At 38.6% G+C, this 15456-nt stretch carries 15 protein-coding genes and 1 pseudogene; 4 read left to right on the top strand and 12 right to left on the bottom strand.

The features are described 5' to 3' along the window. Positions 1 to 25: 25 nt before the first annotated feature. The 3 genes and pseudogenes from speB to AB1279_RS00865 all read right to left on the bottom strand — a co-directional run. Positions 26 to 901 (bottom strand): agmatinase, encoded by an 876-nt coding sequence (gene speB / locus AB1279_RS00875; RefSeq protein ID WP_429752986.1) that lies wholly within the window; start codon positions 899 to 901, stop codon positions 26 to 28. 325 nt (positions 902 to 1226) lie between these two features. Further along, positions 1227 to 2054, bottom strand: a complete 828-nt coding sequence (gene speE / locus AB1279_RS00870) for a spermidine synthase (RefSeq protein ID WP_377880385.1) — start codon at positions 2052 to 2054, stop codon at positions 1227 to 1229. A 185-nt stretch (positions 2055 to 2239) separates the two neighbouring features. Next, a pseudogene (locus tag AB1279_RS00865) lies at positions 2240 to 2464 on the bottom strand (MFS transporter); the annotation flags it as partial. A 191-nt stretch (positions 2465 to 2655) separates the two neighbouring features. Here AB1279_RS00865 and AB1279_RS00860 point away from each other — a divergent pair. Both AB1279_RS00860 and AB1279_RS00855 read left to right on the top strand, forming a co-directional pair. Then, complete coding sequence (locus tag AB1279_RS00860; protein ID WP_429757519.1) at positions 2656 to 3381, top strand: glycerophosphodiester phosphodiesterase; 726 nt, start codon at positions 2656 to 2658, stop codon at positions 3379 to 3381. Positions 3382 to 3460: 79 nt separating this feature from the next. Then, complete coding sequence (locus AB1279_RS00855) at positions 3461 to 5518, top strand: transglycosylase domain-containing protein (RefSeq protein WP_429757518.1); 2058 nt, start codon at positions 3461 to 3463, stop codon at positions 5516 to 5518. Positions 5519 to 5594: 76 nt separating this feature from the next. Here the strand turns inward: AB1279_RS00855 and AB1279_RS00850 are convergent, their stop codons facing one another. From AB1279_RS00850 to AB1279_RS00840, 3 genes are all read right to left on the bottom strand, one after another. Then, entirely contained in the window at positions 5595 to 6140 is a 546-nt protein-coding gene (locus AB1279_RS00850) for a GNAT family N-acetyltransferase (protein WP_429757517.1), read from the bottom strand. Between the two features lie 458 nt (positions 6141 to 6598). Then, positions 6599 to 7108, bottom strand: coding sequence for a YwhD family protein (locus AB1279_RS00845; protein ID WP_429757516.1), 510 nt, complete (start codon positions 7106 to 7108; stop codon positions 6599 to 6601). A gap of 16 nt (positions 7109 to 7124) precedes the next feature. After that, a complete protein-coding gene (locus tag AB1279_RS00840) occupies positions 7125 to 7799 on the bottom strand; it encodes a site-2 protease family protein (RefSeq protein ID WP_429752981.1) in 675 nt (224 codons plus the stop codon). 112 nt (positions 7800 to 7911) lie between these two features. Between AB1279_RS00840 and AB1279_RS00835 the strand changes: the two genes are divergently transcribed. Then, the gene (locus AB1279_RS00835) at positions 7912 to 8100 is read left to right on the top strand and encodes a 2-hydroxymuconate tautomerase (RefSeq protein ID WP_336482126.1); all 189 of its coding nucleotides are present in this window, start codon (positions 7912 to 7914) and stop codon (positions 8098 to 8100) included. A 35-nt stretch (positions 8101 to 8135) separates the two neighbouring features. Here the strand turns inward: AB1279_RS00835 and AB1279_RS00830 are convergent, their stop codons facing one another. The 6 genes from AB1279_RS00830 to AB1279_RS00805 all read right to left on the bottom strand — a co-directional run bounded on the left by AB1279_RS00830 (position 8136) and on the right by AB1279_RS00805 (position 14293). Next, positions 8136 to 9440: an HD domain-containing protein gene (locus AB1279_RS00830; protein WP_336482125.1), complete on the bottom strand. Its 1305-nt coding sequence runs from the start codon at positions 9438 to 9440 to the stop codon at positions 8136 to 8138. Between the two features lie 139 nt (positions 9441 to 9579). After that, on the bottom strand, positions 9580 to 10521 hold the full coding sequence (locus AB1279_RS00825) for an ABC transporter substrate-binding protein (RefSeq protein ID WP_429752980.1): 942 nt from the start codon (positions 10519 to 10521) through the stop codon (positions 9580 to 9582). Between the two features lie 450 nt (positions 10522 to 10971). Next, positions 10972 to 11760, bottom strand: coding sequence for an ABC transporter ATP-binding protein (locus AB1279_RS00820; RefSeq protein ID WP_429757515.1), 789 nt, complete (start codon positions 11758 to 11760; stop codon positions 10972 to 10974). Positions 11761 to 11774: 14 nt separating this feature from the next. Continuing rightward, complete coding sequence (locus tag AB1279_RS00815) at positions 11775 to 12791, bottom strand: FecCD family ABC transporter permease (protein ID WP_429757514.1); 1017 nt, start codon at positions 12789 to 12791, stop codon at positions 11775 to 11777. After that, entirely contained in the window at positions 12788 to 13834 is a 1047-nt protein-coding gene (locus AB1279_RS00810; protein WP_413789183.1) for a FecCD family ABC transporter permease, read from the bottom strand. Before AB1279_RS00810 ends, AB1279_RS00815 begins: the two co-directional genes overlap by 4 nt. Positions 13835 to 14068: 234 nt before the next feature. Further along, entirely contained in the window at positions 14069 to 14293 is a 225-nt protein-coding gene (locus AB1279_RS00805) for a DUF1450 domain-containing protein (protein ID WP_336482120.1), read from the bottom strand. Positions 14294 to 14563: 270 nt separating this feature from the next. Here AB1279_RS00805 and AB1279_RS00800 point away from each other — a divergent pair, with 270 nt between their 5' ends. Then, positions 14564 to 15253: an RsfA family transcriptional regulator gene (locus AB1279_RS00800; protein ID WP_429757513.1), complete on the top strand. Its 690-nt coding sequence runs from the start codon at positions 14564 to 14566 to the stop codon at positions 15251 to 15253. Positions 15254 to 15456 lie beyond the last annotated feature (203 nt).

Raw genomic sequence — 15456 nt, 5'->3', positions numbered from 1 at the left:
GGCTAGAGTGACCGGTAGTCTAACTTTATTTTTGCACCCATCCAAGTAACATTTCACGCACAAATTTACTTGCTGCGACTGGTGTTTGGTCGCTGTGATCATATACAGGAGCTACTTCTACTAAGTCTGCTCCCACTACATTTATATTTGAATTTGCAATTGCAACAATGGAATCTAATAGTTCTTTTGATGTGATACCGCCAGCTTCTAACGTTCCTGTACCAGGAGCATGAGCTGGGTCTAATACGTCGATATCAATTGTGACATAGACTGGACGTCCTGCAAGTGTTGGCAATACTTTCTTTAATGGTTCTAACACATCAAATTTGTATAAGTTCATGCCAACTTCTTTTGCCCACTCGAATTCTTCCTTCATACCAGAACGAATACCGAAAGAATATACGTTTTCTGGGCCAATTAAATCACACACTTTACGAATTGGTGTAGAGTGAGATAAAGGCTCACCTTCATACGATTCACGTAAATCTGTATGAGCATCCATATGGATAATTGCTAAATCTGGATATTTTTTGGCCATCGCCTTAAAAATTGGCCAAGACACTAGGTGCTCACCACCAAGACCTAGTGGAAACTTACCAGCATCTAATAGTTTTGTTACATATTCTTCGATCATGTCTAAGCTGCGCTGTGCATTACCGAAAGGAAGCGGAATATCACCTGCATCAAAATATTTAACTTCCTCTAATTCACGATCTAAATATGGGCTATATTCTTCTAGTCCAATCGATACTTCACGAATACGTGCTGGGCCGAAACGAGAACCAGGACGATAACTTACTGTCCAATCCATCGGCATCCCATAGATAACAACCTCAGCATCTTCAAAACTTGGATGACTTTTAATAAATACTTTACCTGAATAAGCTTCATCAAAACGCATATTCTTTTTCCTCCTATCTGGAACTGAAGGTATCCCAACCTTTCATTTTGTCTCAAATTTGGAGCTGTTTTGCTCCTCTTTATCGATTTACCACGCTCTTCTTACACTGCTAAGAAGATTTTTTTACTTATAACAGCGTAAGCAGCTAGCTTATTCTGTCTTTTTATACCGTACACCTTAAGCGAGCTGCTTTCGCTTTTCTTATTGTCTAGCTCCAATGCCCAGGACCTCGTGTCTAAAAACCTCCGCACGAGAAAGTAAAAAATCACTTTCTGTGCGAAAGAACTTTAGTCAGTCGGTCCTAAACGGGGCATTTCCGCTTTTCTTACTTAATTAAATCCCCAACAAATTTCGGTAATACGAATGCTGCTTTGTGAAGCTCTTTTGTGTAGTATTTCGTTTCGATTTCGTGGAAACGCTCTTCACTTACTTCTAGTGGATCATGCTTCTTAGATCCGATTGTGAATGTCCAAAGTCCGCTTGGGTACGTTGGAATGTTTGCTGTATATAGACGTGTAATTGGGAAAATTTCTTTTACGTCTTTAAACACGTTTGAAATTAATTCTGGTGTGAACCAAGGGTTATCTGTTTGCGCTACGAAAATTCCATCTTCTTTTAACGCTTTAGAGATTCCAGCATAGAATCCTTTTGTAAATAAGTTTACAGCTGGACCTACTGGCTCTGTAGAGTCAACCATAATTACGTCATAAACGTTTTCGCTTTCAGCAATGTGCATGAAACCATCGCCTACTTTTACGTCTACGCGTGGGTTTTCTAATTCGCCAGCAATTTCTGGTAAGTATTTTTTAGAGTACTCGATTACTTTTCCATCGATTTCAACAAGCGTAGCTTTTTTCACGCTTGGGTGTTTTAATACTTCACGGATAACGCCGCCATCTCCGCCGCCAACAACTAGAACGTTTTCAGGGTTTGGATGTGTGAATAATGGTACGTGCGCTACCATTTCATGATATACGAATTCATCCTTTTGCGTTGTCATAACCATGCCATCTAAAATAAGCATATTGCCGAATTCTTCAGTTTCAACCATATCTAGCTTTTGAAATTCTGTTTGCTCCGTATGTAAAGTGCGGTTAATACGCGCTGTAATTCCAAAATGCTTTGTTTGTTTCTCAGTGAACCATAGTTCCATTGTACAATCACGCCTTTCGTTGCAAATTATAATGTGGACACCATTAATGTCCCCTAACAAAAATAAAACAAAACATGTAAAATGTATAGTTAAAAATAGTAAAAAGAACGTAAATATATTTCAAACGAGTCGTTTTCGTTCGTATATTTAGTCAATTATGTATAAAACAGTAAAAAAATCCTTTCCTAGGAAAGGGTTTTGCTCTCAATTTTTTCATTTGCTCGAATCGATAGACAAATCATCACACATTCAACTAATGCAACAATTCCCCCTACTAAAAACGGGCTTTGCGGTGAAACCAGATGACCAATAATTCCAGATAAAATCGGTGCAATTACCTCGCCCATCCAACGAACAAAGTTATATACACCAGATGAGATAGATCTTTCATAAGGTGAGATACCCATTACGCTTTTGTAAATTTTTTCTACCAGCATTGTGTTTTTGATCGCTCAGTTTCATAATTGAAGCAAAGTGAAACTTCTAGCAGTCGGGATTTTTTCATCTTCCACCTATCTTCTTCGCTTCTCTCTGAATCTTGAGGTAGGAGCTTACTACCCGCGAATAGCGGGATAAAAATGAATTATAAGGAGAATTTGTTATGAAACAACCACTTATTTTTGCGCATCGCGGTGTAAGAAGTACGCACCCAGAAAATACAATGATTGCTTTTCAAGAGGCAGAGCGTGTTGGCGCACATGGCATTGAGCTTGACGTACATATATCAAAAGATGGGGAAATTGTTGTCATTCACGATGAAACGGTGGACCGAACTACAAATGGAACAGGTCTTGTATATGAACAAACTGTCCAGCAATTGCAAGCACTCGATGCCGGCAGTTACAAAGATCCTTCCTTTCATGAAGCAAAAATCCCAACGCTACGCGAAGTGCTTATTTGGCTCTCTACAACAACAATGCAATTAAATATTGAATTAAAAACGGATGTTATTCGTTATCCTCGTATAGAAGAAAAAGTCGTCGACCTTGTTCGTGAATATCATCTATCTAATCAAATTATATTCTCTTCATTTAATCATGAATCGGTTGCCCTGCTTGCAGATTTAGCATCAGAGATCCCCCGCGCGATTTTATATGATGAACCGCTCGCAGATCCAATTGCTGAAGCAAAGAAAAGACAGGCACATGGTCTTCACCCAAACTTTGAATTACTTACAAAAGAGTTTGTACAAACGGCTCAACAGCAAGGATACATATTCCGCCCTTATACAATTAATGAATACAAAGACTTACAAAAGATGATAGATTACGGTGTCGATGTAATCATTACCGACTGGCCAACACGTGCTTTTGAGCTTCTTTCTTAATAAGAAGCTCTTTTTTTGTTTAAAAACAGCCAAAACCCTCAATACTAGTAAAAGTATGCTATGAGGGGTGACAAAAAAAATGGAACTTACAACAAATGAAAAACAAGCAAAATATAGACGCTTTTTCCTCACTGCACTGTTATCATGTGTTATTTTCTTTGTTTTTACTATTTTCATTGTCTTACTTGTTGCAAAAATTGCAGGACCACCACCTGTTGCAGTTCCGCAAACCACTATCTTTTATGCAAATGACGACTCTGTTATGGGGCAAAGTCACGGAGCGCAGGAACGCTATAATGTGTCACTCGACCATATTTCATCTTACGTGAGAGAGGCAACCCTTTCTATTGAAGATCAGCGCTTTTATAAACATCATGGTTTTGATATAAAGCGCATCGGCGGGGCAGTTATTGCTGACATTAAAGCGAGGGCAAAAGTACAAGGCGCAAGTACAATTACACAGCAATACGCCCGAAATTTATATTTGGATCATGATAAAACATGGAAACGAAAACTGTTAGAAGCGATGTACACCGTTCGCCTAGAAGTTAATTACAATAAAAATGATATTTTACAAGGGTATTTAAATACAATTTACTACGGGCATGGTGCGTATGGCATTGAAGCAGCAGCCCGTCTCTACTTTAATAAAAATGCTAAAGGTTTAAATTTAGCAGAAGCAAGTATGCTAGCAGGCATTCCAAAAGGCCCAAGTTTGTATTCTCCCTACTTACATGCAAACCGGGCCAAAGAAAGACAAGCTCTTATTTTAGATGAAATGGTAGAACAGGGGTATATCACAAAGAAAGAAGCAGCAGCGGCCAAAAAAGAAAAACTCGACTTGGCACCTCTTGAAAAAGAAGAAGTAGCAGAAATGGCACCTTATTTTCAAGATGCTGTACGAGCTTCTCTCATCAATGATGCTGGTCTCGATGAACAAACGGTAGCACGCGGCGGTCTGCGTGTATACACAACGCTAGATCCAAAGCTACAAACAATTGCGGAAAGTACAGTAAACGAAACCATTCCAAGTACAACGGAGATCGAAACAGCCATTGTATCCATGAATCCAAAAACAGGAGAAGTAATGTCCCTTGTCGGTGGACGTGATTATAAGAAAAGTCAATTCAACCGAGCGACGCAAGCGTATCGGCAGCCAGGTTCAACATTTAAACCCTTTTTATATTACGCAGCTCTTGAGCAAGGCTTTACACCAGTAACACGCTTAAAAAGTGAGGATACTGTATTCACATTAGGTGATGGTGTTTCAAAATATAACCCAACGAATTATAAAGGCTATTATGCAGATGGCTTTATAACGATGATGCAAGCACTTGCTGTCTCTGATAATGTGTACGCTGTAAAAACACATCTTTTCTTAGGTGAAGAATCACTTGTAAAAACGGCGAAGCAATTTGGAATTACAAGCGCATTAAAAGATGTTCCATCACTTGCGCTCGGAACATCTCCTGTAAAACCACTTGAAATGGTGAATGCTTACAGTATGCTTGCTAACGGCGGCAAACAAGTCAAACCAACATTTATTCGGCGCGTCGTCGATCATGATGGAAACATTTTGTATGATGCTCATTTAGAAAAGAAACAAATTCTTGACGAAAATAATGCCTTTGTAATGGAAGAGATGATGACAGGCATGTTTAATAAAAAGTTAAGCAGCTACGCCTCTGTCACTGGACAAAACCTTATTCCAAAATTATCCCGCACATATGCAGGAAAATCAGGTTCAACCGAGACAGATAGCTGGATGATTGGCTTTACACCGCAGCTCGTGACAGGTGTTTGGGTCGGCTACGATAAGCAAAAAACAATCTCTAACCCCGCTGAGCAATCTTATGCGAAAAATATGTGGGCAACCATTATGGAGCAAGGATTAGAGGACAGCCCGAAAAAAGATTTTAAACAACCAGCCAATGTTGTCGCATTAAACATTAACCCTGAAAACGGCAAGATCGCAACGAAAGGTTGCCCTACTTCTGTCAAAATGTATTTTGTAAAAGGTACCGAGCCGACGGAGTATTGTATGGATCATATAGATGAGAAAGATGAATTTGAAGCAGTGCTAAAAGAGAAGAAAAAAGGAAAAGAAAGCTGGTGGAAAAAGTATTTTCCTTGGTAATGAAATCGCGCAAAGGTTGCATTGCAAAAAGGGTGCAGTGATTCTCCTGCTCCCTTTTCTTTCTTAAAAAGTGCTCCTATTCATCGTTATCATTTACAATAGCTAACACTTGATGGTCTTCCCATCTTCCATTTATCTTTACATTTTGCTTTGCAATGCCTTCTTTATGAAACCCTGATTTCTCTAAAACTTTTATTGATCCTGTATTATGCGGCATAACTCCTGCTTCTAATCGATGGAGTTTCAGCTCATTAAACGCATACGATACAACCAGGCGAACAGCCTCTGTCATATATCCTTTTCCATTATGGTTTTTATCTAGATAATATCCAATATAGCAACTTTGTAAGGGGCCGCGCAGCACCTCTGTCAGTGTAATATTCCCAATTAGTTCTTCTGTTTCGATTACATAAATACCAAATGAGTACAGCTCATCAAGATCTTTCTTTTCCTTGTTCTTCCTAATTCGATCCAGTTGACCTTCTAACGTATAAAAATCACACTCTCTTAACGGTGTATACGTTTGAAAAAAATCTCGGTTTTTCAATTCCAAATCTAACAATTTTTCTGCATCATTATCTTCCAGAATCTTTACTAAAACACGACTTCCCTTTAATTCCAAGATGCGTCCTCCCCCTTATACCCTTCATAAAAATTTTCATATAAAATATGTTTTCTGACAAAATCTTTTATTTCCTGCATATAAGGTGACATTGCCCGCAAATAGCGGGATAAAGTGAAACTTCCATCAGTGGGGGTTCTTTTCATCCCCCACTGGTGGAAAGCTCTCACCAATCGGGCTTTTACGGGCAGTTATCCCCCACCTATCTTCTGTAAAAAAGCGGAAGCGGCTCGCCCAGAATCGCAGGACGTTGGAGCACCCGACAGAGAGGCGCTTTTTGCCTCGTCCGAGGGGGCGAAACGACCGGAGATTCTAGCCGCTAGAGCTAGACAGCGCTTTTCTCTGCACCTTAATATTGGGACTTACTGCCCGTTAATGCGGGAGAAAATACCGTTACCAACATTTCACCTATTTCAGAGCAAACAAAAAATCCCTTTCAACACGAAAGGGATTTCCTATTATTCTCCTAACAATTCACTACGTAATTTCTCACTAGAAAGATTCCATAGCTCCTCATTATGCTCTTTTAAGAATGTACCAAGCACTTTTTTAGAAGATTCATCCATATGATCAACCATAATGTGACGCTTTAATGATTTATCCATTTTATTTACGTGCTCAGGTAATGATTTATAGCCGCGGCGAATTTCACGGTCTATTGTCATTTCGCATGCCGTTACGCCAGCATAATATGCACCATTTGCAGTGCGCTCAATTGTTACCCAAACGAGCCAATATGGTTTTGCATTTGGTACTTCTTCCTTATTAGTTAAAAATTTAATTCCTTTTTCAGCAGCACTGCGTGCATGCATCGCACCGATATCAACAACTGCCGTTCCTTCTGTTACATCAATAATAACAGGAGAAATATTTTCTAGACTTAATGCACCTACCCCAAAACCACCATGTCCATCTGTAGAGTCATTTTTAATAATATTAAAGCCGATTTGTTTCTTCTTCTCTGCCATAGGAAATCCTCCTCTTCTAATACAATCCAAATAATGGTCCAATTATACTATGCAGCATACCTAAAACATACGGAATAACAACTTGGAAAATTGGCTGAATCGTATATCGATCTAACGGTGTAATTACAAGAATTAATAAAAAGATTGCGCCGTATTTTTCATATTGCGTCATTTTCGCACGTACATTTGTCGGTGCTAAATCTTCCACAACACGGTAACCATCTAACGGCGGAATTGGTAACAAATTGAAAATAAATAAAACTATATTAATCCCGATAAAAATTTGAAAGAACTGAAATAGTGTTTCTCCTACTGCTATTGGGAGTGCATCAATAACTCCAAACTTCAACAAACTATACCAAGCAATAAGCCCAAGGGCTCCTAATAGTAAGTTACTAAGTGGTCCAGCAATTGATACAAGAATACCAGCAAGACGCGGTCTTTTAAAATTATAAGGATTGACCGGTACTGGACGTGCCCAACCAAATCCGATTAATAATACAGCAATAATCCCGATTATATCTAAATGCGCCATTGGAGATAATGTTAAACGGCCTTGTCTTTTTGCTGTATCATCTCCAAATTTATACGCAACATAAGCATGTGCAAATTCATGTACTGACAAAGCTATCACAACAGCCATTGCCAATAACGGTAATTGGTACAGCGGATATGCAAAAAAGTGTTCCATACTTCCTCTCCCTCTTCATTATGTTAAAAAAGAAAAAAATTTCTTTTTCTGATTGTTCTGTTCAAGAATCCGTTATAATAGTACTGTAATCTACATAAAAGGAGCGATACATATGCCATACGTAACAGTAAAAATGCTAGAAGGACGCACAGAAGAACAAAAGAAAGCCCTTGCTGAGAAAGTAACTGCAGCAGTAAGCGAAACAACTGGTGCTCCTGAAGAAAACATCGTTGTTTTCATCGAAGAAATGTCTAAAAATCATTATGCAGTTGGCGGCAAACGCTTAAGCGACCAAAAATAATATTTGATACAGGAGAAACAGCCCTGCTGCTTCTCCTACTCTTTTCCTTCTAATAGACGAATAATCTTTTCTTTTACTTTTCCTTTTCGTCCGTCTTCATACAGTAAATCATGCGGATAGAATAGCTTTTGATCTGTTCTCTTTTTACCTGTAATTGCCTCAACAATATCCGACTCACGAGATAATTCACGCAGCTCTCCATTTGGCATAAGGAGTAAAATTGGCAGACGTTCTTCCTCTTCACCTGCACGGTAAAAGTCATACGGCAAGTCTGATGTGGAATCTACTACTAAATAATACTCTGGATCAAGTCCAATCTTCTTAAATAAACTATTTAATTCTACCCAATTGTTTAGTCCGTGCTTTTCTGTGAAATCTACACATTTGAACAAGTTACGGTTCATAAACCGGCGACATAAATCACTTAAAATGGCATCCTCTTCTTCTTGCCATACTTGGAAGTAATAATACATCACATTCTCGTCTAACTTTAAATAATCCTCCACCGTTACTTCTCCTTCGAATAAAGAGTAGAAATGAACCGGATGATATTTAAATGTATAGTACTGTTCATGCAACGCTTTCGCCCGGTGCAAAATTTTCGTTAAAATTACTTCAGCACTGCGCGTTACCGGATGAAAATACACTTGCCAGTACATTTGATAACGACTCATAATATAATGCTCGACAGCATGCATCCCGCTATATTTAATCACAACTTGATTGTTAAACGGACGCATTACTCGTAATATCCGTTCCATATCAAAGTTCCCATATTTCACACCTGTGAAATACGCATCTCGTAATAAATAGTCCATGCGATCTGCGTCAATTTGACTAGAAATCATACTGATTGCTAATTTATTAGTAGAAGTTTTCGCAATGACATCCGCTACCTTTTGCGGAAACTCATGATCAACACGGCTTAATACATCATGAATTTCTGTGTCACCGACAATAATTGCTTGTGTAAATTTTTCATGGTTTAACTCAAAGACTTTTTCAAATGAATGAGAAAAAGGACCATGTCCTACATCATGCAGAAGTGCTGCACATAAGCACAACAAACGATCTTCAGCGTTCCAATCCGGCCTTCCATCAAACACATCGTCAATCATACGGCGGATAATTTCATAGACACCTAATGAATGAGTAAAGCGACTATGCTCCGCACCGTGAAATGTAAAAAATGTCGTCCCTAGCTGCTTAATGCGGCGCAGACGTTGAAACTCTTTCGTCCCGATTAAATCCCAAATCACGCGGTCACGTACATGCACATATTTATGCACTGGGTCTTTAAACACTTTCGTTTCATTTAATTTGTCACTTACATATGCCATTAAAATTCACCGCCCTCCATTATACATTCTTATCTCTATTATAAACGAAAGGCGAAACAGAAAGAAATGAAAGACGGCATATTACTTGCATAAAAAGCAAATCACCTTCAAAAAACGAAGGTGATTTGCTCTATCATCATTATTTTTCTAAAATAAAATTAGATAATTCATCTAATAACATCTCTTTACCAAGTGGGAAATATGCTTTATTGAGGTCTTCGTTTTTAATCATATACACATGATTGTTTTTCACAGCATTCATGTTTTTCCAAATTGCTTCTTCTTGGAATTCTTTTAGACGCTGTGCTCCATCACCTGTTGTAAACACAAATAAAAAGTCTGGATTATAATCAATTAATGCTTCTTTTTGCAATTGTACTAACGGCTTGTCTGTTGGTGTACCATTAACTGCTGGTAATTTTAAATCTTTAAATAGAATACTACCGTAACCGTAATCACCGTATACACGGAATGCATTCGGATATGCAGCCATTACCATGAATTTCGCATCACCAGTTTTTGCAACGATTTTATCATGTAATTGGCCTGCTTTTTCATCATATTTCTTCAGCCATGCAGCTGTTTCTTTTTCTTTACCGAAGATTTTACCTACCTCTTCAAACTTTGGACGCCACTGATCTAATGGCGTACTTAACATGACTGTTGGTGCAATTTTAGATAATTGATCATAGATTTTTTCTTGACGATTGTTCACCAAAATTACATCTGGTTTTGCAGCAGCTACTGCTTCGATATTAATTTTATCGCCCCAAGCAGAACCAACTGCTTTCACATCTTTTAATTGATTTGCAATATGTGCATCAATTTTCTCTTGCGTCGTATTTGCTGTAATAACAGGCTTCATACCAAAGATTAATAATTCTTCTGTTGATCCGCTTAAATCAGCAATTCTCTTTGGGTTTGCAGGAATTTTAATTTCTCCTTTTGCATGTTTCACAACGCGTTCTTCACCTTTTGCATCTGCTTTCTTTTCTTCTTTCTTATCAGAAGAACATGCAGCGAATAATACAGAAGTAATAGCTAACAAGAAAACTAGTAGAGTTACTTTGATTTTCTTCATGATTCCCTCTCCTTACCTTATTGTAATTCTCACTCTAAATAGACAGTGCTACGAAACTCTTCCTTACAAAAGTTATTTTGTCAAAATAAGATTCATCACCAAAAGACGAGGGTGACTATAGATAGATGTACACGTAACGAAGAGTGGACGCTTTCCGCGGGCGAGAGCGAGCCTCCTCGGCAAGCCTGCGGGGTCTCACTTTCCTCGCTATTCCCGCAAGAGTCGCCACTCTCCGTTCCGTGTATTCAAAATGATTCATTTTCAAAAAATCAACCCCAAGTTGCGATAACGAACCCAAAATAACCATTTCTATAAAGTGAAACTTCCATTAGCGGGGGTTTTCTTTATCCCCCACTGATGGTTAGTTGAACCAATCGGGCTCTTACGGGCAGTAAATCTCCCACTCTATCGTCCGCCATTTACTGCCCGCTAGAACCAACTTAAGCCTGCTTACGCACTTGTTAAATTGTAAGTAAGACAAATTGGTTTGCCATTGACAGGACACCGAACCATTTGTGCTTCAATTTCAAACACTTCGCGAAGCGTTTCAGATGTCATCACCTCATCAGGCGTTCCTTGTTTCATCAAGCTCCCATCTTTTAACGCGATCATATAATCAGAAAAACGGGAAGCGTGATTCAAATCATGAATAACCATTACAATCGTCCGTCCTTCTTCTTCATTTAACTTTTTTAATAGGTTCAGTACTTCAAGTTGATGTGCCATATCAAGATATGTTGTCGGCTCATCTAGCACAAGCAAATCTGTTCCTTGTGCTAGCGCCATCGCAATCCAAACACGTTGACGTTGTCCTCCTGAGAGTGCCTCGGCTGGCCGATTTACAAACTCTCTCATGCCAGTCACATCAAGCGCCCAGCGAATGTAACGATAGTCTTCTTCTGATAATGTACCGAACCCTTTTTGATGCGGGAAACGTCCATATGAAACAAGCTCAAATACAGTCAAACCTGTTGGCACTTCTGCCGTCTGCGGCAAGATTGCCATCTTTTTCGCAATTTCTTTCGTCGGCTGTTTCTCAATTGCTTTCCCGTCCAAATAAACAGTGCCTCGTCTTGCTTTTAAAACACGGGAAGCTGTTTTAAGAAGCGTGGATTTCCCGCACCCATTCGGACCAATAATTGTCGTAATTTTCCCTTCAGGTATTTCAACAGATAACCCATCAATAATGAAATTTTCGTGATATCCAACAGATATCGACTCAACCGATAAAGATGGCATATAGATCGTCCCCCTTATCTTGTTTTTACAAGTAAATAAATAAAATACGGTGCGCCTATCACTGAAATGACAAGACCAACTGGTATTTCTGATGTTGTAAGTAAACTGCGTGAAAGAAGATCAGAAAACAATAGCAATAATGTTCCAATTAACGCAGCAGTTGGTAACATTATTTGATGCTTTCCGCCTACTAGGCGGCGCGCAAGATGGGGGGCCATTAATCCAATAAAACTAATTCCCCCCGCTACTGCAACAGAGGCACCAGCTAAACAAACAGCAATAAATAGTAACTTGCGGCGTTCCTTCTCAACGTTCAAACCGAGACCAATTGCAGCCGCATCTCCTAAATTCATTACATTTAATACATGTGCCTTCATAAAGGCAATCGGTAAGAAAATAAGCATCCACGGCAAAACACTTAATACAAACTTCCAATCTGTCCCCCATAAACTTCCCGATAACCAAATCGTAGCAAAGCGAAAATCATTCGATGTCATTTTCATCGAGAATACTAGACTCACAGCGCCAAACCCAGCTGCTACGGCAATCCCGACAAGAATTAAACGAATCGGAGAAACCCCGTTCTTCCAAGCGAGCACATAAATAATAACCGCCGCCAATATTGCACCAACTAAAGCAAAAAACGGCAAAATAAATACAGATAAAATGGAATGCATCGTTACTTTTCCAAAGAAGAAATAAACAAAGACTACAACTGATAATCCTGCTCCGGCATTAATCCCCATAATTCCTGGGTCAGCAAGTGGGTTTCGTGATAACCCTTGCATAATTGCACCAGATACTGCTAATGCTGATCCTACTAAAAGAGCAACAATCATTCTCGGCATACGAAAATCAAATAAAATTGTTGTTTGATCTTCTGCTCCAAGCCCAACGAGTGTTTTCAATACTTCAACTGGTGACATTTTGAATGTACCTGTATGTAAACTAATAAAAAATACTGTACAAATTAAAATGCTAATACTAGATAAAATTGAAATATTTCTTTTCGTTAAAATTCCTTGATTCACATTTTCCCTCTCCCTTCTTTACGTGCTAAGTAAAGAAAGAATGGTACGCCAACCATCGCTGTTACAGCACCAATTGGCGTTTCAAATGGCGGATTTATAACGCGGGAGATCATGTCGGCACACTCAATAAGCAAACCGCCTAAGACAGCAGAGCATGGAATCACCCAACGATAATCTGAACCTACAAGAAAGCGCGTTAAGTGCGGGATAACAAGACCAACAAACCCAACAGATCCAGCCATCGAAACTGCACAACCTGTTAACACAAGTACAAGGATGGTTCCGATAAACTTAATGAGCTTCGTATTTTGCCCCAGCCCAATAGCAATGTCTTCACCAAAACTTAAAATGGTAATATACCTTGCTAGCATAATAGCAACCATAAGACAAACGAGACCGACTGGAAGTAACATGTGTAAACTTGTCCATTTTACACCAGCAACACCGCCTGCATGCCACATACTAACTTCTTGCGCTAAGTTAAAATATAATGCAATTCCAGATGAGATTGCGCCTAATAAAGCACTAATCGCCGCACCTGACAACGCTAACTTAATTGGCGTTAATCCCCCTGGAGATGCTGCACCAATTCCATACACGATACTCGCACCAAATGCAGCACCAATAAAGGAAGCAATTACGAACATGAAATATGGCGAGTTTGGAAAGAATGCAAACATAATCGCAATTCCAAATACAGCACCATCTGTAATCCCCATAAGTGACGGAGACGCAAGAGGATTTCGTGTCATCCCTTGCATAATCGCACCTGATACCGCTAAAAACGCTCCAACAACTGCTCCTCCAATCGCTCTTGGAAGCCGCAACTCTTGAATAACATTATGGTATGTAATCGATTCATCAAACTGAAACACAGCTTGCCATACTGTTTTCAAACTAATATCGGCAGCACCAAACGATATAGAAGTTGCCATACTTAAAGCTAATAAAGCAGTCCCAACAATTAAAATCATTAAGGCAATAAGGGGACGGCTTTTTATCTCTTTTACGTCTACCAATTCTTCTTCGTAAAACTTTTTCATACTCGCTTCCATCTACAACATCCTAACTTTCAATATACATAAACAGTAATGAAATTCATTCTCATTATAAGGTAAAAAAGAAAATCAAGAACAAGTCTTGATTTCGATAATGATTATCAATATCATTCTACAAATTTACACTAAAATTTGTCAACCACTAATTTCGTTATACAAAACTTTTTTACGCTCTACAAAACTTTAATGTACAAAAAAAAGATACGACATCGTATCTTTTTACTTGTTTAATTTTGCTTCAATTTTTTTAATTAACTCATCTTCATTTGGTGCTGCAACTGGACGGTTATTTACAAATGCAAATGATTTCTTACGACCAGGACCGCAATACGATTGACATCCAATTTGAACATCTGCACATTCATCTATTTTTTTTAAACGCGGTACTAACGTCTTAATATTCGTTGCCTGACAATCATCACACACACGAAATTCGTTTCCCATTTTATATAACACTTCCTCTATTATGAAACTTTTCTCAAGTACATATAACAATAAACACTAAATGGTATTTTACCTTTCTTTTCGATGTGATGCAAGTTTTCTTCCTGCCACCAAATCAATCATATACTCCCGCTTTTTCACACAGCATATATAACCTATAAGCACACTTCCGCTCAAAATCTACCATAATTTTAAAAGCTTTGTATAAAAGCGATTTATTTTGTCCATTCTAAAAATAAGATATTGATAAAAAGAAAGGGAGATGAATCTATGAAAGTAAGACAAGATGCTTGGACTGAAGAAGATGATTTACTTCTTGCTGAAACTGTTTTGCGCCACGTTCGCGAAGGAAGTACACAATTAAATGCCTTTGAAGAAGTTGGTGATAAATTAAATCGTACCTCAGCAGCTTGTGGATTTCGTTGGAATGCTGTCGTGCGCTATAGTTATGATCAAGCATTACAACTTGCGAAAAAACATCGTAAGGATAAAATGCGTGCAAATGGCGGCGAACAGGCAAAAAAACGCCTTCTATATACACCACCGATTTCACCTACTGTAACAACTGATGAAAATATAACTATTGAAATTGAACAACCTATTCAATCTATTCAACCTATTCAAACTGCACAAGTAACGTCAACAACTTCTTCCATTGCTATGCACGACGTTATCCATTTTCTACAGTCACTTGGAACTTCTAATGTAAAAGTATCCGCGCTTGAAAGAGAGAATGAGAGATTGAAGCAAGAAATTGCCGAGTATATGCGAAGAAATGCTGAATTAGAAAAGAAAGTGGAAAAACTAGAACAGCAATCAACTACAGTTCAAGAAGATTACGAGACGCTGATGAAAATTATGAACCGTGCGCGTAAACTTGCATTAATGGACGATGAAGAGCGTACGCAAACCTCGTTTCGCATGGATCGAAACGGAAATTTAGAGAAGATTGCAGAATAAAAAGGATGCCATCATAGCATCCTTTTTATTCTGGTTTTTATCCCGCATTAACGAGAAGTGAGGCCCTCTACCTCAAGATTTAAAGAGAAACGAGGAAGATAGGTGAGAGATAACTGCTGGAATATGCAGGATTGGTTCACCGTTTGAAATTCTTCCATCTTAGATTCTCTACTAAAATCGCGATAACTCTCTTTTTTCAGATT

The organism is Bacillus sp. S14(2024) (genome assembly GCF_050473785.1).
In the GTDB taxonomy this organism is placed as follows: domain Bacteria; phylum Bacillota; class Bacilli; order Bacillales; family Bacillaceae_G; genus Bacillus_A; species Bacillus_A yunxiaonensis.
Note: the sequence above shows the minus strand (reverse complement) of the source record. Positions and strands in the feature narration are given on the sequence as shown.

What these genes read in the sequence shown, in the direction of transcription:
- AB1279_RS00820 (WP_429757515.1), bottom strand. Translation starts at nt 11,760, where the DNA reads ATGCCATCTTTATCGGTTGAGTCGATATCTGTTGGATATCACGAAAAT.
- AB1279_RS00835 (WP_336482126.1), top strand. Translation starts at nt 7,912, where the DNA reads ATGCCATACGTAACAGTAAAAATGCTAGAAGGACGCACAGAAGAACAA.
- AB1279_RS00860 (WP_429757519.1), top strand. Translation starts at nt 2,656, where the DNA reads ATGAAACAACCACTTATTTTTGCGCATCGCGGTGTAAGAAGTACGCAC.
- speE (WP_377880385.1), bottom strand. Translation starts at nt 2,054, where the DNA reads ATGGAACTATGGTTCACTGAGAAACAAACAAAGCATTTTGGAATTACA.
- speB (WP_429752986.1), bottom strand. Translation starts at nt 901, where the DNA reads ATGCGTTTTGATGAAGCTTATTCAGGTAAAGTATTTATTAAAAGTCAT.
- AB1279_RS00800 (WP_429757513.1), top strand. Translation starts at nt 14,564, where the DNA reads ATGAAAGTAAGACAAGATGCTTGGACTGAAGAAGATGATTTACTTCTT.
- AB1279_RS00810 (WP_413789183.1), bottom strand. Translation starts at nt 13,834, where the DNA reads ATGAAAAAGTTTTACGAAGAAGAATTGGTAGACGTAAAAGAGATAAAA.
- AB1279_RS00840 (WP_429752981.1), bottom strand. Translation starts at nt 7,799, where the DNA reads ATGGAACACTTTTTTGCATATCCGCTGTACCAATTACCGTTATTGGCA.
- AB1279_RS00855 (WP_429757518.1), top strand. Translation starts at nt 3,461, where the DNA reads ATGGAACTTACAACAAATGAAAAACAAGCAAAATATAGACGCTTTTTC.
- AB1279_RS00805 (WP_336482120.1), bottom strand. Translation starts at nt 14,293, where the DNA reads ATGGGAAACGAATTTCGTGTGTGTGATGATTGTCAGGCAACGAATATT.
- AB1279_RS00830 (WP_336482125.1), bottom strand. Translation starts at nt 9,440, where the DNA reads ATGGCATATGTAAGTGACAAATTAAATGAAACGAAAGTGTTTAAAGAC.
- AB1279_RS00845 (WP_429757516.1), bottom strand. Translation starts at nt 7,108, where the DNA reads ATGGCAGAGAAGAAGAAACAAATCGGCTTTAATATTATTAAAAATGAC.
- AB1279_RS00825 (WP_429752980.1), bottom strand. Translation starts at nt 10,521, where the DNA reads ATGAAGAAAATCAAAGTAACTCTACTAGTTTTCTTGTTAGCTATTACT.